Consider the following 19,704-nt stretch of genomic DNA (forward strand, 5'->3'; position numbering starts at 1 on the left):
CTCTATGGGCATCAGGAACTATTTGATCGAAGGCAGCTCGGGCACTGGAAAAACGTCCGTCGCCACCGAGCTGGAGCGGCGGGGTCACCATGTCGTTCACGGTGATCGGGTCTTGGCCTATGTTGGGGATCCAGAAACAGGCCGGGCGCTTACAGGGCCGCCGCATGGCGCGGACCGCGTCGAATGGAGTTACGCGAACTGGGTGTGGCCCGTGGCAGAGGTGCGTGCGATCGCGGCTGACACGACGCGTCCGGTGACTTTCTTCTGTGGGGGCTCCCGCAACTTTCAAAAATTCCTTGATGTGTTCGACGAAGTTTTTGTTCTCGACCTTGATTTCGAAACGCTGAACAAACGGCTGGATGGGAGACCCAATGAACCCGGCCATGCACCCGACGAGCGCGCGGTAGTTCTCCGCTACCATAGAAGCAGCCTACATTTTCCACCTGGCATAGCCATTGATACGACGGGCCCTGTGTCGGACGTCGTTGACGATATTCTTGCCCGCCTCACCTGATAGCTAGAGAGGTTCGCAATGGGGTGGGAATTGCTCGAACATTGGGGGAGAGGCGCCAGCCGGACCAAGCGACTGGCCGGCGGCGTCGCCAACGATGTGTGGAGCGTACAGATAGGCGGACAAGTTGCCGTCGCCCGTCTTGGCACCCGCAGCGATGCCGATTTGGCTTGGGAAACGGGGCTTCTCCAGCACCTTGACCAGAATGGCATGACAGTGCCGATGCCTATCCCAACTATGGATGGGCGGTTGTTTGTGGATGGCCTGGTCGTAATGAAGTACCTGGAAGGCAAGCCACCCGAAACGGAGGCCGATTGGCGCCGGGTCGCCGATACACTTCGCAGACTACACGAGGTGACTCGAGGCTGGCCGCAACGCCCGGGTTGGCGGTCATCCATTGACTTGCTGGACGCGGACCGGGGCACTCGCATCGACCTCACGAGGATGCCGCCCGAGGGCGTCGCGAGGTGCCGGGCCGCTTGGGCGCGGCTTGCCGGTCGAGAGACCTGTGTTGTCCATGGTGATGCCAATCCACGCAATATTCTTGTGACGACCGAGCGGGTTGCGCTCATCGACTGGGACGAGTCGCATGTCGACGTTCCTGACCTTGACCTCGAATTGCCTCACAACGCCGCCGATCTCGGACCAGTCGCGTGGGAGATCGCGCATCAGGCGTCAGCTGCCTGGGAGGCAGCAGTCTGCTGGGACGACGACTACTCGAAACAGCGGCTTGCCGAGGTGAGGCCCCTCTAGCCAGCTTCCGTGTGCGCATGTGTGCTGTGTTCAGTTGGTCGAACCAAGAGCTGCCATGCAGCTTCCCGCTTCTTCGGCAGCTTTCAACGCGCGCGCAGCCATGGGGATGCTGTCGCTGCAGCTGTCGCCACAATGGCGAGGCCGCAGAGTACGGCCTTCGAGATCGGCTCCATTGTGCCTTCGATCAGCATCGCGTGGATCGCGCCACCAAGCACGACGATGCTGACAAGGCTCGTGTGGCCGACGCGCCAGACCCGCGGCGAGAGGCGGCGTCGGAGGACCGCGAGCAGCGCGGCTGCGAACAGCGCCCACATGCCGACGACCCCCCAGACGGAGAACGGCGTCGGCGAGCGCAGGAGTAGCGCGTCCTCTATGTCGGGCGGACTGGTGATCCACAGCCCGGCGACGTGGACGACAACGGCGGCGACCAAGACGACACCTATGAAACGATGGACACGACGTCCGCGCAGCCTGCGAAGGCCGGGGAGCCAGCCGGCAGCGAGCAGCGGCTGCACCAGCGCGACGCACAGCGCAATGACGCCCGAGAAGCCGGCAGCGATATAGACCGGGTCGCGCCAAGCGAGATACTCGCTTGTTGCGGCAAAGGTCAGCGGCACGACGACGGCGAGGGCCAAGCCGGCCCAGATCAGCAGCGCGTGGGCTGGCCGCATCGCGTCGGGGTCAGGCCGACTGCAGGACGAAGTGCGCGACGAGACTGGTGTCCTTGGCGCTGGACAGCAAGGGGCGGAGGAATACGGTCTCGTACTCGCCGCTGTCATAGGCGAGGTGCGCGTGCGCCTGGCCCAGGGCCGGAACGATCTGCGGCATTTCGAGCCGGAATGCGCCGTTTGCGTCAGTCAGCGTAGCGCCGTGGCTATGCCAGTCACGCTCGCTGCCTTCCGTTGTATGAGCCCAGATCTGGATGCGCTGGCCCATGAGCGGGGCACCATCGCTGGCGCGGAGTACCGTGCCAGACATCCAGAAGCCCCCGCCGCCGATGCGCTCAACTATCGGCGCGCCGGGCATATAATTGTTGGCGCCGCCGCGCATCGAGGGCGTCGCAGGAATGCTGGAGGCGCGAGCCGGCATTGTGAGGCCCGCAAGCCCGGCCACCGCAAATGCAGCGCCAGCGCCAAGCACGGTTCGTCTCTGGAAGAGGGTGTCAGACATGCCGATCTCCTTCTCGAGTTCGATGACGACTACTGGGAAAGTTAGCGCCTTTTCGGCTGCCGACCAATCAACGCTGCAAACAAATCAGGGCACGGTTTCGTGATGGAGGCGAGGGACTTTCGGTTCCGCGAAGGACTATACGGCCGAAAGAATCTCGCCTTGTTCACACACTCCTTCAAATTGAGGGTTGCACCAAATCCCCCGTTTCTCTATGTCTCCGCGCAGTCGGGGCGTAGCGCAGCCTGGTAGCGCATTTGTCTGGGGGACAAAGGGTCGTCGGTTCAAATCCGGCCGCTCCGACCATCTTCCCCTCCGTTCGGTCAACGCGATGTGCCTCCATAGGCACCACGCTGCCAGTCTGGAGCCTTGCCGATGCCTTTGACGGCGCGCGAAGTCGAGCCCGCACTGTCATGCTGGAGTGAATTGAGTGGGGGCACTGCCCGGCTTATCAATCACTCCGAAAACCAGACCTTTCAGATCGATACGGTCAGCCAGGGCAGCTACACGCTCCGCGTGCACCGCACAGGCTACCAGTCGCGCACCTCGATCGACAGCGAGCTTGCCTGGCTGATGGCGCTGCGGCGCGACACGACACTGCCCATTCCCGAACCGATTGCCGGCGTCGACGGTCAGCTGCTGCAGGCCTTTGCCACGGACAAGGGGGAGCGGCTCGCTGTGCTGTTCCGCCATGTTCCGGGTCGCGAGCCCGAGCCGGACAGCAACCTGGGCGAGGTGTTCGTCACCCTGGGCCAATATGCTGCCGCCCTGCACAACCATGCCACGACCTGGCAACGCCCGCCGGCGTTCCAGCGTCAGGTCTGGCAGGCCGCAACAATTCTCGATTCCGATGGACCCTGGGGTGATTGGCGCGTCGCGCCAGGCGTCAATGACACCAACCGCGCGGTACTGGACCGGCTGGACAAGGCGCTGTGGCGGCGGCTGGCGGAATATGGCACTGGCCCGGACCGCTTCGGCCTCATCCATGCCGACATGCGGCTGGGCAACCTGCTGGTCAATGGCAGCCGGGTGACCCTGATCGACTTCGACGATTGCGGCTTCTGCTGGTTCACCTACGATTTTGCAGCCGCCATCTCCTTCCATGAGACCAATCCCGCCATTCCGGCCCTCAAGGCCGCCTGGCTGGAGGGCTATGGGTCAGCAAGGACCCTGCGCGACGAGGATGTGGCAGCGATCGATTCCATGGTGATGCTGCGGCGCATGGCCTTGCTGGCCTGGATAGGCTCGCATGCCGAGACCCGGCTGGCGCAGCAGCATATGCAGGGTTTTGCCGACGGCACGGCCCATCTGGCCGAGCGCTATCTGCGCGGCCCGATCTGGCCCTAGGTCAGGCGCTGGCGCGGCTATTGATGGGCTGCTGCGCAGCCTGGTGCGGGGCAGGGCGCCGGCCAGCGGCAGGCTTGCGATCCGAGCCGACAATGAAAGGGTTGAGGCCCCATACCAGCCCGTAGAGCAGCCACGTATGGCGCCAGTGCTCACCCTCGTGCAACGTCGAGCAGAAGACGATGCCGACCAGCGAGATGAGCAGTGCGATGGTGATCTCGTTGCCGGTCTTGCGATAGTTTCTGATCGACACGACCACGCTCCCGACGGCAAGCGTGACATAGCTGATGCCGCCGCCCCAGCCATAGTTGACGAAGGAACTCAGCCAGATGTTGTGGATCGGCTCGGGGAATATCTTCTCGAGCTGCAGCACGCCGATGCCGATGGGGTTCTGCAGGATCATCGGTATTACCCGCAGATAGCGCGCGTAGCGTCCATCCTCGCCAAGGTCGTAGGCCTTGGCAAAGGTCAGGCGATCGAGGAGCTTGGCGGTAAATTCGGCCGATGTGAGGCTGGCAAAGGCGAACAGCACGATGGCGGTGACCACCAGGCCGCCAATGATCATCAGCAGCCGGCGCGGCCGTCCGCGATTGTGAAAGAAGATATAGGCGAAAAAGCAGAACAGCGCGGCCACCACGGCGATGCGCGAGAATGACAGCAGGATGCCGAGCAGGACCACGGCCAGGGCGCCGCTGAGCAGCACCTTGCTGCCCTGACCCCGGGACAGGAAATAGGCGCAAAAGACCACGGCCGGTATCAGGAACGAGCCATACATGTTCGGATCGTCGATGAGGCCCTTGGCGCGTCCATCCCAGGTCAACAGCTCCATCTGGGTAAGGAAGCCGACCGTGCCCAGGAGCGAAGCAATCACGCAGGAGACGATATAGACCCGCATGAAGGTCTCGAAGTGCCGGCGGTTCCAGCTCATCGACACGAAGGCGCCAATGACGCCGATCGAGATGGCAAAGGACTTTGCCAGGAGCTCGAAGGTCACGAAATCCTGCCGGAGATGGGGCAGCGACGCCAGGAAGAAGGACAGTGCCCAGGCGGCGAGCAGCAGCGTGAGCGCCACGACGCGCCGGGTCACCTCCATCCGGGTGAAGAGCGACATATAGACGAGCGTGACCAGGAAGGACGTGATGTAGAGCAGGTCGACGGGCGAGGGCCGCATCAGCGTGAAGTTCATCGCCAGAACGGCGATCAGGAAGATCAGGTTCCGCGTCGAAAAGACGGCAAAGCGCAGGCCGGCCAAGCTGATGCCGACATTGGCCGTTCCATTGCGGGAGCCGATGTCCGTGCTCATGGCGACAGCCCATATCCGAGCAGGAATTCCATGCTGCCAAGGCCCTCGCAGTCTGGCGCGCCGGAGGCAAAGTGCGTCCGCGCCGGCTCACTGATGCAGCGATAGACCGGCACCGTTCCCGGCTGTTCGCTCGCATAGAGCCAGCCTGCAGTGCGCTCGCGTGCATATCCGGCTGGCTCGCAGCTGCCATCTTCGGCGAGGAACTGATCGAGCTGCCCGGATGCATTGCTGGAGCATTCGGCAAACTTGATGCTTGCGACTGCGTCAGGCGCACGCGTCAGCATATAAGCCACAAGCGTGTCACGGCCGTAGGCCAGCCGGTCACCCGTCAGCGGCCCGGTGGAAGTCACATATCCACCCCGTTGGGGGGCGGACCAGCGGGTCAGCGCCATGCCGACCTGCACTGCAACCGGCTCGTCTTCAACGGACAGCGATACTTCGTGGTAGACCAGATAGCGGCTATCGAAGCCCTTGCCGGGCGGGACATAGTTGTAGGCCAGCAGGAAACGTGAATTGACGGCATTGCTGCCGTTGTCGGGGTTCAGCATGGTGGCGTAGGAGATGAGATCGCTGGCAGCCGGTCGGTTCCAATCGGACCCGTCGATTGTCAGCAGCGGCTCGTCGAGGTCGACGAAGGATACCTTGTCCGCTGACAGCGAGAGCCGCACCCCGCCGAACCATGGATCGGTCGCGACGGCGGCGACCCAGCCCGGCTCCTGCAGATAGCCTGCTCCAGTCCCGACGAAGCCGATCGCCGTAGCCCTGCCACCAAGGCCCGGCTCGTCCCATCTGCCCTCGTAATATTTGCGCCAGTCGGTTGGCTCGCCTGCCCAGGCCCGCGCCACGATGGTCTGCCAGTCAGAGTTGCGCAGGCAATAGCCATAGAGATAGCCGTCGCGGCCATCCACCATGGTGCAGTCGCCCTCGCCGGTGATCCCGACCGGCGCCGGCGCATCCCTGCCGGTGATGACCGTGCCCAGGTCCGTCCATGTCAGACCATCATCGGACGATGTGGCAATGGCCATCGTCTTGTCGGTGTGGCCCTGCGGACCATAGTCACAGATGCGTTCCTGGTGGACGAAGCCGAGCACCCTGTCGCTAGACCGCGTCAGCGAGGTCAGCCAGCGCCCGCAATCGTTGATGCTCCCCGGTGGCCCCGCCTGGAGGACTTCGCGGCGCTCGCCAGCCATATCCCACAGTGTGGGACCCTCGATGGCGTAGGTCGACCCATTGGCACTGAAGCCGCGGAACGTTCCGTCGTCGAGCTTGAGGGCGGTGAAAGGTGCATCGAGCTCGTCGGGGAAAGGGCCCCGGATGACGTGGGCCGGCCCGACCCGCACCTGCACGCAGTCCACGCAGATCTCGTCATTGCCAATCACCGGGCCGGCCGCCGCCGACAAGATGATCAAGGCGACAAGACCTGCGGCGTGGATGCGAGCAGCCCTGAACATGTTCAATATGCGTTCTCGGAGTTGAACAGCCGGAGCGGCGTCATCACCAGGATGTAGGCGTCGAACAGGATCGACCAGTTCTCGATATAGTAGAGGTCGTGGTTCACGCGCTGCATGATCTTGTCGATCGTGTCGGTCTCGCCGCGCCAGCCGTTGATCTGCGCCCAGCCGGTCATGCCGGGCTTGACGCGGTGGCGAGCGAAATATCCCTCGACTGCTTCATAATAGAGCTGGTTGGCGGCCTTGGCCTGCAGCGCATGCGGGCGCGGCCCGACGATAGACAACTCGCCCTTGAGCACGTTGAACAGCTGCGGCAGCTCGTCGATCGAGGTCTTGCGAATGAACCGTCCGACCTTGGTGACGCGTGGATCGCCCTTGGTCACCAGCTTGGCAGCGCTCTGATCGGCCATGTCGGTACGCATGGAGCGAAACTTGTAGATCTTGATCAGCTCATTGTTGAAGCCATGCCGGCTCTGCATGAAAAAGATCGGCCCGCGGCTCTCGAGCTTGATGGCAAAGGCAGTGGCCACCATGATCGGGGACAGCAGGATCAGCGCGGTAATGGCGACAAGCTTGTCGAACACCCACTTGAACACCAGGTTCCAGTCCGAGATGGGCCGGTCGGCCATGTCGAACACGGCGATGTCGCCGACATAGGAATAGGCCTTGTCGGTGAATTTGAGCGTGCTCATATGGGCCGACAGGCGGATGTCGACCGGCAGCACCCAGAGCTGGGTCAGCATGTGCAGCACGCGCTTTTCGGCCGATAGTGGCATCGAGACGATGACCAGGTCGACCGGCGTGCGGCGGGCAAACTCGATGAGGTCCGCGACCTTGCCCAGCTTGGGATAGCCCGCAACATTGTCAGGTGACCGCGCGTCGATGCGGTCATCGAACAGGCCCAGCAGGGCGATGTCATTGCTGGCGCCGGAGCGGATCTGCTCGATCAGCGACTCCGCGTCCTTGCCTCCGCCCACAATGACAGTGCGCCGCCGCAGCCGGCCCTGCGCCGTCCAGCGCATCACGAGGGCGCGCAGGCCCAGTCGGTAGGCCACCAGCAGCACGGCGCCGCTCACATACCAGCTGGCCAGCCAGACCCGCGAGAACAGGTCGGCCGCCTTGAAGAAGAATATTCCGACGGTGAGAACCGTCATCACTACGGTCCAGCCGATCAGCACCCGGCCGGTCTGGCTGAATACCGTGCGATAGGCAGAGATACGATGTGTTCGCCCGGCATTGAACAGCACGTTGGCCAGCAGGCATGAGGCCAGGATCACTGGGATGTAAAAGGCGTGCTGTCCAAGCTCGACATAGAACTCGTAGATGCCATATCCCAGTGCCGCGAGCAGCGTTGCTTCGACGACCTGCGCCACGCCGGCAACAACGGCGCCTGACACGCGGCGCTCCACGGGGGCAGCAATGATCGCCTCCGCCTGCCTCGACAACGTCCGGCCTGGCTCGCCAGCGGCAGCCTGCCGGGACGCATGCGCCTGCATGGCCTGCTTGGTGTCTACTCGAAACATGGGTACGCTACCGGTACAAAACTCTGCGCGTCATTGTCACGGCAAGGGGTTTATACTCAGTGAAGTTGAAGGCTAAGCCTTCGCCAATACCGACCGATAAAGCGCCTCGATGCCGTCCGTCATCGCAGCGAGTGAAAACCGGCTTTCGATATGCGCCAAGCGGACTTCCATCTCGGTCTGTGTGGCCGGTCCGTCATCCAGTGCTGCCTGCATGGCGGCGCGCAGCGCCTTGACGTCGTTGGCGGGAACCAGCCTGTCCGATGTCGACCCGAAGATCTCCGGAATGCCCCCCACCCGGGTCGCGATGACCGGCAGGCGCGCCGCCGCCGCCTCAAGCACAACATAGGGCAGGGATTCAGCCAGTGACGGGACCACCGAAATCCTGCCGCCAGCAAATGTCGGTCGCGCGGGCTGTGCGCCCAGCAGGCTGATCCGGTCGCCCAGTCCAAGCTCTGTGATCTGTGCTTCGAGCGCGGCCCGGCTTGGGCCGTCCCCCGCCATTGTCAGCGTGGCCGGCCTGCCATCGGGCCGCGTCACGGCGGCCAGGGCCTCCACCAACACGTGAATGCCCTTGAGGGCGCGCAATTCCCCGATGAAGACGAAATCGGCAGCATCCGCAGCCGGTGGCACGGGAATGAACTCGTCAGGCGCCAGGCCGTTGTGAATGACTTCGGTGGGGCAGGCGGGTACGCCGATCAGCGTCGAATAGGTGCTACGGGCATACGCGCTTTCGAAGATGATGGCGCCCGTCTGGGCCATCAGCGCCCGCTCCAGTCTGTGGAAGACCCGCCCCGAGAGCGATGTCCTGGAAAAATGAAGCACCCCGCCATGGGGCGTATAGAGCGCGACGGCCTTGCCACCACCCAGGCGAGCGAGACGGGCATAGAAGCCACCTTTCGCGCCATGGCCATGCAGGACGTCGACCTTGAGCGATCGAGCGAGGCGTCGCACGGTGAATGGCGTCTTGAAGTCGGCACGGCCCAGTATGCGTGGCATGGGCAGGCGATGGATTCCAAGGCTCGCATGCGGCAGGAGGGCCGCGAGCTTGCTTTCGGTCTGGGCGTCATTGGCGAGGCTGTCAACGACGAGCCCCAAGTCATGGCCGCGGGCCGCAAGCTCTCGCGTGAGATCGGCAACATGCCGGAACAGGCCTCCAACGGGGGCCCGCATCACCTGCAAGATGCGCAGCCTGGGCTCAGCCATTGGCCGCTCCGTTAGAACCAGCGTTCGAGAATGACCACTGTATCGCCCGGATAGATCGGGAAGTCGAGGTCGACCGTGCCCTTGACCATCTGGTCGCCCTGGCGCCGGTAGACGATGGCGCGGCTGCGGTCTGCCGTGTCGGAAAAACCGCCCGACGTGCTGATTGCGGCACGCACCGTCATGCCGAAGACATACTGGAACTGCCCGGCATTCTTGATCTCGCCCTGGATGAAGAAGGGCCGGTACTCTGCCACTTCCACCGCAACATCGGGGTTGCGCATGTAGCCATTGGCCAGCGCCGCGGCGAGCCGGCCCGCGGCATCCTTGGTCGTTGCGCCGCGCACCTGCACCGGGCCGACAAGCGGAAACGCGATCGCGCCGCTGTCATCGATCCGGTAGGTGTCGCTCAATTCCTCGTCGCCATAGACCGACACACGAACGGTGTCGCCCGTATCAAGCTGATAAGGCCCCTTGGTCTCCACGAGATAGGTTGCCGGACGCGTCGTGGCGCATGCCGCCAGTGGCAGCATCAGGGCAAGGGTGAGCAATGGCAGCCAACGCATGGGAATCCCGCGCTAAGAGAAGTGGCTGCAGTGTCGCTTCGGGATGGTTAACAAACCCCTTCCGTGCCCGCGGTATTATTGCGCTCTGCAAAGGGTTTAACCAATTGCTTACTACGTCATTGCGATAAGTGCTGCAGAAAAACGGGGAACAGCAATGTCCTATGAGTCGCCAGCAATGCTCGACGCTCGGATCGATGTGGCGGCGATGCTCGGCGCTGTGGTTCAGCGCCTGCCGCGCATCATTCTGCTGACATTGCTGCTGCTGGCGGCCACATTCGTCATCCTGATGTTCATGCCGCGCATGTATGAATCCTCGGCCTCGATCCTGGTCGAGCCGCGTAGCAACGTCTATATCCGCGCCGCGAACGAGCAGGCGCCGGCCGCCTCCGGCGAAGCCGGTGTCGTTTCGAGCCAGATCGAATTGCTCAAATCGCGTGACACGCTGCTCAAGGTGATTGACCAGCTCGACCTGCGCTCGGTGCCGGAGTTCAATGGCAGCGGTGGCGGCGGCTTCTCCCCGCTCGGCCTCGTCGGTCAGTTGCTGGGCCGCAGGTCTGCACCCGTCAGTATCGACGAGACGGTGCTCAACAATCTCTATGAGCGCCTGACCGTGGCGCAGGAACGCGACTCGCGGCTGATCTCGGTGGCGGTGCGCTCGACTGATCCGCAGCTTGCCGCCAACCTGGCCAATGCCGTCGCCAATGCCCATGTCACGCGTCGTGCCCAACTGTCGCTGTCGGATACGGCGGAGGCCTCGGGATGGCTGGCCGAAGAAATCGAGCGGCTGCGCATAACGGTCACAGCTGCCGAAACGGCTGTCGCTGACTTCAAGGTCAACAACGATCTCTTCACTGGCGCCAACAATACCAGCCTGCTTGACCAGCAGCTCTCCGCAATTTCCACCCAGATCAGCGCAGCGCAGGAGCGCAAGAATGCGGCCCTGTCCCGCGCCGCCCTGATCCGTGGCATGCTTGAGCGCGGCCAGTCGATCGAGGGCGTGGCCGACGTTCGCGACTCTGTGGTCATCCAGCAGCTGAGCGAGGAAAAGGCGCGCCTGCAGGGCGAGAAGGCCCAGCGCTCGGCTACCCTTCTGGCCAACCATCCCATCGTTCAGGCCCTGACGGCTCAGATCGCCGAACTGAATAACCAGATCAGCATCGAGGGTCGCCGGGTCGCCGACGCGCTCGACGCCGAAGCCCAGATCGAAGCCGATCTTGAAGCCTCGCTCCAGGGCGACATGGCGCGCGCCAAGGTCACCGCTTCCACGGCCACGCAGGATATCGTGACGCTGGATGGCCTGCAGCGCGAGGCCAAGGCGCAGCGCGATCTGCTCGAAGGCTACCTGCAGCGCTACAACGAAGCGTTCTCGCGCTCTGAGTCCAGTTCGACACTGCCCGATGTGCGAGTGGTGAGCCTTGCCGCGCCGTCAGTCACGCCGGCATCCCCCAATACCCAGCTGTTCCTCATTGCCGTGGGGCTCGTCTCCGTCCTGGTCCAGGTGGGCATCATCATCTTTTCCGAGCTGGTGTCCGGCCGCGCCGTCATCGCCGGTCGCGATCCAGAACCCGCGCAGGATGAACTGGACGAAGTCCCCTTCGTGGCAGAAGAGCTCGAGCCCGAAGAAGTCTGGCAGAAGCAGCCTGTGCCAGCCGTGGTCGCAGTGGCCGCTCCCGTGGCAGTCGTCGAGGAGAAGCCCGAGACGAAGGGCAGCGTCACCGCACAGCCCGAGTTCAAGCGGTTTCTCCAGGCGTTCACCAGCAACCGCGCCGCTGCGGCACCCGACGCCGTCGTGAAGCCCGCGCCCGAAATTGACGAGCCTGAGACTGTGGTCCCACCGGCACCCGCCGAGTCGGTGCACGTGCCAAGCCTGATCCGGCCGTCCGACCTGGCCTCTGACCTCGCACTGGGGCGCACACGCCTCTTGATTCTTGCCGCGCACGGTTCCAATGCCGATTGCGAAGTGCTGGCCGAGGAGTTGGTTGGTGACGCGCTGTCGCGTGGATTGAGCGTTGCTCTGGTCGATGCCGGCAGCGAACGCGCCGGCGAGGAACCCGGACTTGCCGATCTCAGCACCAACGCCGCCAGTTTCGGCGATGTGGTGCACAAGTCGGCTGACAACAGCTTTGCCGAAGTGCCCTGGGGGCGGGCAGGTGAGATTGCCCGCACCTCGTCCAAGCCAATGACCCTGGTCGAAGCGCTGGGCGACCTCTACGAGGTCGTGGTGCTGATGACCGGCCGGGTGGGCGCGGCTTCGAGCCTGCCGCTCTTCGACGGACTGGATGGCAGACTTGTTCTGGTGGCCGGAAAAGAGGACGACCTCAACGCTGTTGCCGAAACGCGCAAGCGCCTGCTCGGCACCGGCTTCGAACACTGCGAGGTTGCCGCTGTTCCGGCTCGCGTCGCCGCCTGACCGGAGCGCTCCATGTCGGCCAAATACGCGACTATCCGCGCCATCTTCGAACTGCTGTGGCTGTCACGTCTGCCCAGCCTGGTTCGGGCGCTGTCCGCGTCGCGTGGCGTGATCTTCACTCTGCACCGTGTCTTGCCTGACGAGCCGGCGGATTTTTCGCCCAATGCAATCCTGCAGGTCCGACCGGACTATCTCGAATATGTCATCGAGCGGCTGAGGGACCTCGATCTGGACATTGTCAGTCTCGACGAGGCCTTGGAGCGCCTCGGTGCCCCCCATCCCGGGCGCCGCTTCGTGGTTCTTACCCTGGACGATGCCTACAAGGATAACCTCGAATTTGCGCTGCCCATATTGCGGCGGCAGGCTGCCCCGTTCACGCTTTACGTCCCGACGGCATTTGTGGATGGCGTCGGCGAGATCTGGTGGCAGGCGATCGAGGACATTATCGCGCGGCAGGAGGCCATCACCATGAATACTGGCGGTGAGACCGACTATGTCGACACCCGCACCACCTCAGAGAAAGAAGAGGCCTTCAGAGCCCTCTATTGGCAGATGCGCCGGATGCCCGAAACCGATCGCCTAGCGCTGCTGCACAGCTTCGCCGCGGCCTATGGCTATGATCTCGACGGGCAGTGCCGCGACCTGATCATGGACTGGCAGGAACTACGTCAGTTTGCCGAAGACCCGCTCTGCACCATCGGTGCCCACACCGTGCATCACTATGAACTGGCCAAGCTGCCCGTCGATCAGGCGCGCCACGAAATGACGCAGTCTGCCGATATCCTGCTGGCGCAATTCGGCCGGCGTCCGGTGCACTTCTCTTATCCACTGGGCGGGCCGCTTTCTGCAGGGCAGCGCGAATTCGACCTTGCGCGGGAACTGGGCTTTCGGTCCGCGGTGACAACGCGTCCTGGCGGTCTCTATGCGCGCCATGCGCAAAACCCGCACGCCTTGCCCCGCATTTCCCTCAACGGATACTTTCAATCGCGCCGCTATGTGGATGTTTTTGCTACCGGCGCGATCTTTTCCGCCATCGGCAAGCTGGTCGGCTGATCAGGCATCCGGCTTGGCCATCCAGCGGATGATCGCCATGGCTGGAAACAGCCATCCCATGCCCGCGACGATGAAATAGGGCATCAGGATCCAGATCGGCAGGCCGGCCGGAAAGGCCAGGTAAACCGAAGTGAAAATGCTGAGCCAGGCCACAATGGAGCCGAGGATCAGCAGAACGCCGATGAATTTGCGGTTACGCTGCGTCATGTGCGGCATCGCGCCTATTGCGAGAAAGTCTGCTCGGGCATACCACTCCCGGCCGAAGACCGACACCGGGAAACTGCCGTGACCAGCGCCCATAGTGCCGCACTGAGCCAAACCACCTATGCCGGCGACCAGCTGCGCCCGGTGCGCATCTGGCTCTATGCCATGGCGGCATTCGTGCTGCTGATGGTTGCCGTGGGCGGCATCACTCGGCTCACCGAATCCGGGCTTTCCATCACCAGCTGGCGGCCGATTTCCGGGACCATCCCGCCGTTGAGCGACGCTGATTGGCAGGCCGAGTTCGATGCCTACAAGCAGATCCCGCAATACGAGGTCAACAACAGCTGGATGACCATTGACGACTTCAAGGTCATCTTCTTCTGGGAGTATCTGCATCGCCTGCTTGGGCGCCTGCTGGGTGTGCTGTTCGCAGTGCCCTTCGTAGTCTTCCTGATTCAGAAGCGGTTCACCGCGCAGCTGGCCTGGCCACTGTTCGGCCTGTTCATCCTCGGCGGCTTCCAGGGGGCGCTGGGCTGGTGGATGGTATCGTCCGGCCTCACCGAACTGACCTCGGTTTCGCAATACCGGCTCGCCGCGCATTTGACGGCCGCGTCGCTGCTGTTCATCGCGCTCGTCTATTTGCCTCGTTCGCTCGAACCGGGGCGGGTGGAGGGGCGCGTGACCGGCGACAATATCGGGTGGGCAACGGGCCTGCTGGTCCTCATCATCTTCCAGATAGGGGCAGGGGCCTTCGTTGCCGGGCTGGATGCCGGGATGGGCTATAATACCTGGCCGCTGATGGATGGCGCGATCATTCCCGCCGGCATGGACGTGATGCAGCCGCTCTGGCGCAATCTCTTCGAGAACAATCTCACGGTGCAATTCATCCACCGCGCCATAGCCTATCTTATCGTGGCCTATCTGGCGGTGATGCTGTGGCGCCAGCATCGCGCCGGTGGCTTCTCCGGCATGCACGGCTGGCTGCCGCGGCTTGGCCTGCTGGTGCTGCTGCAGGTCGCCCTGGGCATCGCGACGCTGCTGACTGCCGTGCCGATCTCGCTGGCCGTTGGCCACCAGGCCCTAGCCTTCATGCTTGCTGGCGTCACCATGGCCTATATCGCAGATATGCGGCGGGCGGCTCGTTAGTCGGAACGGTTTGCGTGTAACAGTTCAACTCCAAGTAAAGGGGTTTTGACTAGCGTCCAGGCTCTGGGGTGGACGCATGAACTATCTGAGTTTGAGATGGCGCATCCAGATCGTGATGTGCGTGATAAGTTTGGGACTGCTCGCCACCGTTGTGCACGGCGCCGACAGCCTGCCTGTTCCGATGAACGAGACCACGATTGGCCTGCTGGTTTGCGGCGCTTTCCTGATCTCGATTTTGATTGGTATGGCCTGGCACTGGCACTCCATCCACAGGCAAGACTAGGGTGTTCGGCCGCACAAGGGACTGACCAATTTTGTGGTATCATAATACCGTATATGTAAGTCATTGATTTTGCTTCTATAAATCAAGCCTCTTGACGACATTTAGATTCCCCCCTACACGACGCCCCGAACACGCCGCTTTCTTCCTTGGATGAAGGCTGCAAGCCCCAATTATCTAGGGAATTCAAGCATGAGCACTTACTCGGCAAAACCGAGCGAGATCGAAAAGAAGTGGATCCTGATCGACGCCAGTGGCCTCGTCGTGGGTCGCGTTGCTTCGATCATCGCTTCGCGTCTGCGCGGCAAGCACAAGCCGACCTTCACCCCCCACATGGACATGGGCGACAACATCGTTGTCATCAATGCCGACAAGGTGAAGCTGACTGGCCGCAAGCTGGACCAGCACAAGTTCTACTGGCACACCGGTTTCCCCGGCGGCATCAAGGATCGCACCGCGCGTGAGATCCTCGAAGGTCGTTTCCCCGAGCGCGTGCTCGAGAACGCGGTTCGTCGCATGATGCCGGGCGGTCCGCTGACCCGTGCACAGCTCAAGAACCTCCGCGTCTATTCTGGCGCCGAGCATCCCCATGAAGCGCAGAACCCGGCCAAGCTGGACGTTGCTGCGATGAACTCCAAGAATGCGCGGGTGAAGTAATATGGCCGAAACCATCAACTCCCTCGAAGACCTCGGCACCTCCACTGTCGCTCCGGCCGTGAACACTGCTCCTGTGCATGTGCAGAAGCTCGACGCCCAGGGCCGCGCCTACGCTACCGGCAAGCGCAAGAACGCTGTTGCGCGCGTGTGGATCAAGCCGGGCAAGGGCAAGGTCGTCATCAATGGTCGCGAATTCGCTACCTATTTTGCTCGCCCGGTTCTCCAGCTCATCGTCAAGCAGCCGATCGTCGCGACCGAACGCACCGACCAGTACGACGTCGTCGTCACTGTTGCCGGTGGTGGTCTGTCGGGTCAGGCCGGTGCCGTTCGTCACGGCATCTCCAAGGCGCTCAACTACTTCGAGCCCGCCCTGCGCCCGATCCTCAAGAAGGGTGGTTTCCTCACCCGCGACAGCCGCGTCGTCGAACGCAAGAAGTACGGCAAGGCCAAGGCCCGCAAGTCCTTCCAGTTCTCGAAGCGCTAAGCCTCGATTTGCAGATATGGAGAGGGGCCGGGAAACCGGCCCTTTTCTTTTGCGCTCATAGGCACCACGTCAGGCGCATTCGACCGAGCCCGCCATGCAGACCCTCGTCACCCGCTTTCACCTGTTGCTGCTGACCGTAACCCTGGCGATTACTGGTCTCGGCTTCGTTCGCATCCCCGCAGATTTCGTCTTTCCCGCCCATTGGGCTGGCAGCGCCGCCGACTGGGTCTGGCCGCGCGATGTCCTCATCGTGGCGCCCGTGTTGCAGGTTGTGCTGATCACGGCGTTCTTCCTGCTCGGCAGGCAGTTCACCAGGAACCAGTTCGCCAAGAGCCAGCATATTCTCGACCCGGCGCTGACGCTGCAACTCTCCGTCATCACGGCGACGCAGTTTGGGCTGCTGCTGACCGGCATTGGCTCCGATCTTGATTTCATCCGCTTCACCGGATTTGCGCTGGGCCCTGTGCTGGTCCTGCTGGGGATCATCCTGTTCGAGGCCGAGCGGCACACCTATGCCGGGCTGCGCATGCCCTGGCCAATTCCATCCGACAGCGCTTGGCGCCTGGTGCATCGTGCCGCGGGTATTGCCTTTGCCTTGGCGGGAATTGGCCTGGCGATTCTGGCCTGGCTTGATGTCGGGGCAGGGCGCATGGTTCTGGCTTTTCTGGCGGCTCTTTACCTGCCCCCTGCGACTGCCGGACTGGCCACCGCGCTGACGCGACGCTGATCTCGCATACGCCATCCGATATTTCGTCTTGACACTAATTAGCAAAACAACTAATTAGCGTATCGACGAAATAAGGAGCCGCAGTGAGCATCAATACCGTCTTTGAAGCGCTGTCGCATCCGGTGCGGCGCAAGGTGCTTGCCCTGCTCAAGAGCGGGCCGATGAGTGCCGGCGATCTGGCCGGCCACTTCGATATCAGCCGGCCGACCCTGTCGGTGCATTTCGCCAAGCTCAAGGAGGCCGATCTTGTTGCCGTGGAACGGCAGGGAACCAGCCTCATCTACCATCTCAACACGTCGGTGCTCGAACAGGCGCTGGCCGACGTCTTGTCGCTCAAGGAGCAGGACAAATGACTTTGCGTGATTTCTTCACTCCACCCGCCGCAGTTCTGGCGCTCTGCCTGCTCGCAGCGACGTTCGCCGGCTTCTTCCTAGTGCCGGCCGACACTATTCTGCCGGTTCACTGGGGCATCAGCGGGGAGGCCGACGCTTTCATGCCGCGCGATGCCGCCTTGCTGCAGTTGCCGGCCATTATGCTGGGTGTTGTAGCCCTGATCTGGTTCCTGACCAGATTGAGCGCTTCAGAGCGCGTCGCCGGCGCCCGCCACGGCCTGCGCGTCGTTGTGCCCGGCATACTGGCGCTTGGTCTTGTCATCCAGTGTGCCGTGATCTTGATCGGGATGGGCCAGGAGGTCGATATGGTGCGCATCATCGTCCTGGCCATCGGCGTGCTCTTCGTGCTGCTGGGCAATGTCCTGCCAAAATCCCAGCCCAATGCGGTATCCGGCGTCCGCCTGCCCTGGACCATAGCCAATCCGGCCAATTGGCAGGCGACCAATCGCCTAGTGGGGTGGCTGATGCTGCTCGGCGGGCTTGCCATGGTCATCGCTGCCCTGCTGAGCAGCAATCCTCAGGCTCTGCTGGCAGTGGTCGCCGTGAGCGTCCTGATCCCGCTACTGATCGGCGGCCTCTACAGCTATCGGCTGTCCCGTGGGCACTGACGTTCACACCATCATTCATCCGCCACTACTGACGCGGCCTGTCAGCACGGGGTGAGATAGGGCAGGGACACTCGGCTCTATACAGACGGAGACATCCCATGCTTGATCACATCGGCCTGCGCACCAACCAGTTCGACACCATGCTCGCCTTCTACAAGGCCGCCCTCGCACCAATCGGTTATTCGGTGCTGATGGAGTATCCGGGTACGGCCGGCTTCGGCCGCGACTACCCCGATTTCTGGATCGGCGCGGATGACAAGGGTGGATCCAATATCCATCTGGCCTTCAAGACCGACGACCGCTCCGTCGTGGACGCCTTCCATGCCGCGGCGCTCAGCACTGGCGGCAAGGACAATGGCGCCCCCGGCAATCGTGACTACACGCCCACCTACTACGCGGCTTTTGTGCTGGACCCAGACGGCAACAATCTCGAGATCGTCTGCCAAGCGGATGCGTGAGCAGGCGCGGTTGCCCAGTGCGCTAGCTTCTGCAGACGGCCCTGGCTTTCAGCCCACCAGCTTCAGTGCCGGCTTGAGCCTGGTCTTCTTGACCTTCGGGACGCGCGGCACGTAATTGGCCATCACCCGCTCGATGACCTTGATGGCCTTTTCGGTGCCGTTTTCGGCATGCAGCTGCTCGGCGATATCGGCGGCGTTGCGGCGATAGTCTTCGTTGGTGGAGAGATCCTCCAGCGCTCCGGCCAGGATTTCCGAGGTCAGCTTGCGCAACCGTACCGGCTTGGGGCCGCAACCGAGTTCATAGACCCGGCGGCCCCAATAGGGCTGGTCGACGGTCTGCGGCACGACAAAGGTCGGCCTGCCCAGATGCAGCCCCGCTGATGTCGTGCCGGCGCCACCATGATGAACGACAGCTGACACATATTTGAACAGCTTGTCGTGCGGTGCCTTCTCGATGGCAAAGATGGTGTCGGGCAAGTCCTGCGGATTGATCCCGCCCCAGCCTCGCGCCACCACGGCGCGGCCGCCCCACATGGCAACGGCTTCCTTGAGGATCTTTGTATTGCGCTCCGCCCCGAACGGCATCGAGCCGAAGCCGATATAGACCGGTGCGTCGCCCTCGGAGAGGAACTTCTGGAAGGCCGCCGAAGGCTGCCAGTCGCTGCGGTCCCGCAGGTTCCAGTAGCCGGTGACGATGGCGCTCTTGGGCCAGTCGCGCGGGCGGGGCGATACCACCGAGGAATAGGGGTAGAGCGTGGTCAGCGCCGTGCCATCGGTATTGCGGAAGAAGCCGCCCTTCTTGCGCGCATCCAGCCCCATCAGCTCGCGGCGCAACTTGTTGCGCGGCAGGTTGTAGTAGATCTGCTGCACGGTCATTGCCGTGTAGCTGAGCTTGTTGAAGGCGGGGCCGAAGTCGGCGCCGTAATCGTAATAGATGCAGAGCGGGAATTCGCTGGTCGAATTCAGCGGCTGCAGCGCCACCATGACGGCGGGAATATGCAGCGCCTCGGCAATGTCGATGCCGAAACTGGTATTCATGTTGAGGATCAGCATGTCGGCGCCCTGGCACATGTTCCAGGCATGGCGCGCCGCGGTATCGACGATCTGCTGGCCTTGCCGGAGCAGGGAGGGGCCGTTGATGAGCATGGACTGGCTCATCGCATTCTCGAAGCGCTGCTGGGTCAGGAAGGACTGGATGGAGGGCCCGAGCGTATGGAACTCGATGCCATAGCCTTCCACCATGTCCTGAAATTCTTCAGAGGCGCCAAGGACAACCGAATAGCCACGATCCTTGAGGGCGATCGCGAGGGCTAGATAGGGTTGAACGTCGCCTTGCGTGCCGATCGTGACGAGGGCAATGCGCTTCAAAGTCTTACCTCACCATACACCGCTCTGGCCGAAGGTTGGCACCCTTCGGACCATTTACAATACCCAGAGGAGGATTTATGAACGGCCTTGTCGATAGCT

Annotated in this window: 22 protein-coding genes and 1 tRNA gene; 14 read left to right on the top strand and 9 right to left on the bottom strand. The window is 62.7% G+C overall.

All coding sequences use genetic code 11. From position 1 onward, the window contains the following. Positions 1-4 precede the first annotated feature (4 nt). Both ACLI1C_RS08200 and ACLI1C_RS08205 read left to right on the top strand, forming a co-directional pair. Positions 5-514 (top strand): nucleoside kinase, encoded by a 510-nt coding sequence (locus ACLI1C_RS08200; protein WP_411396379.1) that lies wholly within the window; start codon positions 5-7, stop codon positions 512-514. An 18-nt stretch (positions 515-532) separates the two neighbouring features. Further along, positions 533-1,264: a phosphotransferase enzyme family protein gene (locus ACLI1C_RS08205; protein ID WP_411396380.1), complete on the top strand. Its 732-nt coding sequence runs from the start codon at positions 533-535 to the stop codon at positions 1,262-1,264. 83 nt (positions 1,265-1,347) lie between these two features. On the opposite strand, the gene ACLI1C_RS08210 is transcribed toward ACLI1C_RS08205, so the two are convergent. Together ACLI1C_RS08210 and ACLI1C_RS08215 are read right to left on the bottom strand one after the other, a co-directional pair. Next, the gene (locus ACLI1C_RS08210; protein WP_411396381.1) at positions 1,348-1,935 is read right to left on the bottom strand and encodes a ferric reductase-like transmembrane domain-containing protein; all 588 of its coding nucleotides are present in this window, start codon (positions 1,933-1,935) and stop codon (positions 1,348-1,350) included. Positions 1,936-1,945: 10 nt separating this feature from the next. Continuing rightward, positions 1,946-2,434 carry a twin-arginine translocation pathway signal gene (locus ACLI1C_RS08215; RefSeq protein ID WP_411396382.1) on the bottom strand — a complete coding sequence of 163 codons (489 nt, stop codon included), beginning with the start codon at positions 2,432-2,434 and terminating at the stop codon, positions 1,946-1,948. A 226-nt stretch (positions 2,435-2,660) separates the two neighbouring features. Here ACLI1C_RS08215 and ACLI1C_RS08220 point away from each other — a divergent pair. Continuing rightward, positions 2,661-2,737: transfer RNA gene (locus ACLI1C_RS08220), tRNA-Pro, on the top strand. 69 nt (positions 2,738-2,806) lie between these two features. Beyond that, positions 2,807-3,778 carry a phosphotransferase enzyme family protein gene (locus ACLI1C_RS08225; RefSeq protein ID WP_411396383.1) on the top strand — a complete coding sequence of 324 codons (972 nt, stop codon included), beginning with the start codon at positions 2,807-2,809 and terminating at the stop codon, positions 3,776-3,778. Between the two features lies 1 nt (position 3,779). On the opposite strand, the gene ACLI1C_RS08230 is transcribed toward ACLI1C_RS08225, so the two are convergent. The 5 genes from ACLI1C_RS08230 to ACLI1C_RS08250 form a co-directional block, all read right to left on the bottom strand. Further along, complete coding sequence (locus ACLI1C_RS08230; RefSeq protein WP_411396384.1) at positions 3,780-5,078, bottom strand: O-antigen ligase family protein; 1,299 nt, start codon at positions 5,076-5,078, stop codon at positions 3,780-3,782. Continuing rightward, a complete protein-coding gene (locus tag ACLI1C_RS08235; protein WP_411396385.1) occupies positions 5,075-6,487 on the bottom strand; it encodes a hypothetical protein in 1,413 nt (470 codons plus the stop codon). Before ACLI1C_RS08235 ends, ACLI1C_RS08230 begins: the two co-directional genes overlap by 4 nt. A 44-nt stretch (positions 6,488-6,531) precedes the next feature. Continuing rightward, the gene (locus tag ACLI1C_RS08240; RefSeq protein WP_411396386.1) at positions 6,532-8,052 is read right to left on the bottom strand and encodes an undecaprenyl-phosphate glucose phosphotransferase; all 1,521 of its coding nucleotides are present in this window, start codon (positions 8,050-8,052) and stop codon (positions 6,532-6,534) included. A 72-nt stretch (positions 8,053-8,124) separates the two neighbouring features. Next, positions 8,125-9,255 (bottom strand): glycosyltransferase family 4 protein, encoded by a 1,131-nt coding sequence (locus ACLI1C_RS08245; protein ID WP_411396387.1) that lies wholly within the window; start codon positions 9,253-9,255, stop codon positions 8,125-8,127. A gap of 11 nt (positions 9,256-9,266) precedes the next feature. Then, positions 9,267-9,818: a polysaccharide biosynthesis/export family protein gene (locus ACLI1C_RS08250; RefSeq protein WP_411396388.1), complete on the bottom strand. Its 552-nt coding sequence runs from the start codon at positions 9,816-9,818 to the stop codon at positions 9,267-9,269. 175 nt (positions 9,819-9,993) lie between these two features. On the opposite strand from ACLI1C_RS08250, the gene ACLI1C_RS08255 reads away from it, so the two are divergent. Further along, positions 9,994-12,228: a GumC family protein gene (locus ACLI1C_RS08255; protein ID WP_411396389.1), complete on the top strand. Its 2,235-nt coding sequence runs from the start codon at positions 9,994-9,996 to the stop codon at positions 12,226-12,228. 12 nt (positions 12,229-12,240) lie between these two features. Beyond that, on the top strand, positions 12,241-13,281 hold the full coding sequence (locus ACLI1C_RS08260) for a polysaccharide deacetylase family protein (RefSeq protein WP_411396390.1): 1,041 nt from the start codon (positions 12,241-12,243) through the stop codon (positions 13,279-13,281). On the opposite strand, the gene ACLI1C_RS08265 is transcribed toward ACLI1C_RS08260, so the two are convergent. Continuing rightward, positions 13,282-13,488, bottom strand: coding sequence for a DUF2842 domain-containing protein (locus ACLI1C_RS08265; protein WP_411396391.1), 207 nt, complete (start codon positions 13,486-13,488; stop codon positions 13,282-13,284). It abuts the gene before it with no gap. Between the two features lie 78 nt (positions 13,489-13,566). Here ACLI1C_RS08265 and ACLI1C_RS08270 point away from each other — a divergent pair, with 78 nt between their 5' ends. The 8 genes from ACLI1C_RS08270 to ACLI1C_RS08305 all read left to right on the top strand — a co-directional run bounded on the left by ACLI1C_RS08270 (position 13,567) and on the right by ACLI1C_RS08305 (position 18,237). Next, positions 13,567-14,631: a COX15/CtaA family protein gene (locus ACLI1C_RS08270; RefSeq protein ID WP_411396392.1), complete on the top strand. Its 1,065-nt coding sequence runs from the start codon at positions 13,567-13,569 to the stop codon at positions 14,629-14,631. A 76-nt stretch (positions 14,632-14,707) separates the two neighbouring features. Further along, on the top strand, positions 14,708-14,914 hold the full coding sequence (locus ACLI1C_RS08275; RefSeq protein WP_411396393.1) for a hypothetical protein: 207 nt from the start codon (positions 14,708-14,710) through the stop codon (positions 14,912-14,914). A gap of 189 nt (positions 14,915-15,103) precedes the next feature. After that, on the top strand, positions 15,104-15,568 hold the full coding sequence (gene rplM / locus ACLI1C_RS08280; protein ID WP_411396394.1) for a 50S ribosomal protein L13: 465 nt from the start codon (positions 15,104-15,106) through the stop codon (positions 15,566-15,568). Position 15,569: 1 nt separating this feature from the next. Then, positions 15,570-16,052: a 30S ribosomal protein S9 gene (gene rpsI / locus ACLI1C_RS08285; protein ID WP_411396395.1), complete on the top strand. Its 483-nt coding sequence runs from the start codon at positions 15,570-15,572 to the stop codon at positions 16,050-16,052. Between the two features lie 94 nt (positions 16,053-16,146). Beyond that, on the top strand, positions 16,147-16,779 hold the full coding sequence (locus tag ACLI1C_RS08290; protein WP_411396396.1) for an SdpI family protein: 633 nt from the start codon (positions 16,147-16,149) through the stop codon (positions 16,777-16,779). 83 nt (positions 16,780-16,862) lie between these two features. Beyond that, positions 16,863-17,132, top strand: coding sequence for a metalloregulator ArsR/SmtB family transcription factor (locus ACLI1C_RS08295; protein ID WP_411396397.1), 270 nt, complete (start codon positions 16,863-16,865; stop codon positions 17,130-17,132). Beyond that, positions 17,129-17,779 (top strand): SdpI family protein, encoded by a 651-nt coding sequence (locus ACLI1C_RS08300; protein WP_411396398.1) that lies wholly within the window; start codon positions 17,129-17,131, stop codon positions 17,777-17,779. The genes ACLI1C_RS08295 and ACLI1C_RS08300 overlap by 4 nt, the downstream gene beginning before the upstream one ends. A 98-nt stretch (positions 17,780-17,877) precedes the next feature. Continuing rightward, on the top strand, positions 17,878-18,237 hold the full coding sequence (locus ACLI1C_RS08305; protein ID WP_411396399.1) for a VOC family protein: 360 nt from the start codon (positions 17,878-17,880) through the stop codon (positions 18,235-18,237). 48 nt (positions 18,238-18,285) lie between these two features. Here ACLI1C_RS08305 and ACLI1C_RS08310 read toward each other — a convergent pair whose 3' ends face one another. Further along, complete coding sequence (locus ACLI1C_RS08310) at positions 18,286-19,605, bottom strand: glycosyltransferase (RefSeq protein WP_411396400.1); 1,320 nt, start codon at positions 19,603-19,605, stop codon at positions 18,286-18,288. Positions 19,606-19,704: the final 99 nt, after the last annotated feature.

Origin of the sequence: Devosia sp. XGJD_8 (assembly GCF_046614475.1) — a bacterium.
In the GTDB taxonomy this organism is placed as follows: domain Bacteria; phylum Pseudomonadota; class Alphaproteobacteria; order Rhizobiales; family Devosiaceae; genus Devosia.

Excerpts from the sequence above, each read along its gene's own strand:
- ACLI1C_RS08200 (WP_411396379.1), top strand. The coding sequence starts at position 5 with ATGGGCATCAGGAACTATTTGATCGAAGGCAGCTCGGGCACTGGAAAA.
- ACLI1C_RS08205 (WP_411396380.1), top strand. The coding sequence starts at position 533 with ATGGGGTGGGAATTGCTCGAACATTGGGGGAGAGGCGCCAGCCGGACC.
- ACLI1C_RS08210 (WP_411396381.1), bottom strand. The coding sequence starts at position 1,935 with ATGCGGCCAGCCCACGCGCTGCTGATCTGGGCCGGCTTGGCCCTCGCC.
- ACLI1C_RS08215 (WP_411396382.1), bottom strand. The coding sequence starts at position 2,434 with ATGTCTGACACCCTCTTCCAGAGACGAACCGTGCTTGGCGCTGGCGCT.
- ACLI1C_RS08225 (WP_411396383.1), top strand. The coding sequence starts at position 2,807 with ATGCCTTTGACGGCGCGCGAAGTCGAGCCCGCACTGTCATGCTGGAGT.
- ACLI1C_RS08230 (WP_411396384.1), bottom strand. The coding sequence starts at position 5,078 with ATGAGCACGGACATCGGCTCCCGCAATGGAACGGCCAATGTCGGCATC.
- ACLI1C_RS08240 (WP_411396386.1), bottom strand. The coding sequence starts at position 8,052 with ATGTTTCGAGTAGACACCAAGCAGGCCATGCAGGCGCATGCGTCCCGG.
- ACLI1C_RS08245 (WP_411396387.1), bottom strand. The coding sequence starts at position 9,255 with ATGGCTGAGCCCAGGCTGCGCATCTTGCAGGTGATGCGGGCCCCCGTT.
- ACLI1C_RS08250 (WP_411396388.1), bottom strand. The coding sequence starts at position 9,818 with ATGCGTTGGCTGCCATTGCTCACCCTTGCCCTGATGCTGCCACTGGCG.
- ACLI1C_RS08255 (WP_411396389.1), top strand. The coding sequence starts at position 9,994 with ATGCTCGACGCTCGGATCGATGTGGCGGCGATGCTCGGCGCTGTGGTT.
- ACLI1C_RS08260 (WP_411396390.1), top strand. The coding sequence starts at position 12,241 with ATGTCGGCCAAATACGCGACTATCCGCGCCATCTTCGAACTGCTGTGG.
- ACLI1C_RS08265 (WP_411396391.1), bottom strand. The coding sequence starts at position 13,488 with ATGACGCAGCGTAACCGCAAATTCATCGGCGTTCTGCTGATCCTCGGC.
- ACLI1C_RS08275 (WP_411396393.1), top strand. The coding sequence starts at position 14,708 with ATGAACTATCTGAGTTTGAGATGGCGCATCCAGATCGTGATGTGCGTG.
- rplM (WP_411396394.1), top strand. The coding sequence starts at position 15,104 with ATGAGCACTTACTCGGCAAAACCGAGCGAGATCGAAAAGAAGTGGATC.
- rpsI (WP_411396395.1), top strand. The coding sequence starts at position 15,570 with ATGGCCGAAACCATCAACTCCCTCGAAGACCTCGGCACCTCCACTGTC.
- ACLI1C_RS08290 (WP_411396396.1), top strand. The coding sequence starts at position 16,147 with ATGCAGACCCTCGTCACCCGCTTTCACCTGTTGCTGCTGACCGTAACC.
- ACLI1C_RS08300 (WP_411396398.1), top strand. The coding sequence starts at position 17,129 with ATGACTTTGCGTGATTTCTTCACTCCACCCGCCGCAGTTCTGGCGCTC.
- ACLI1C_RS08305 (WP_411396399.1), top strand. The coding sequence starts at position 17,878 with ATGCTTGATCACATCGGCCTGCGCACCAACCAGTTCGACACCATGCTC.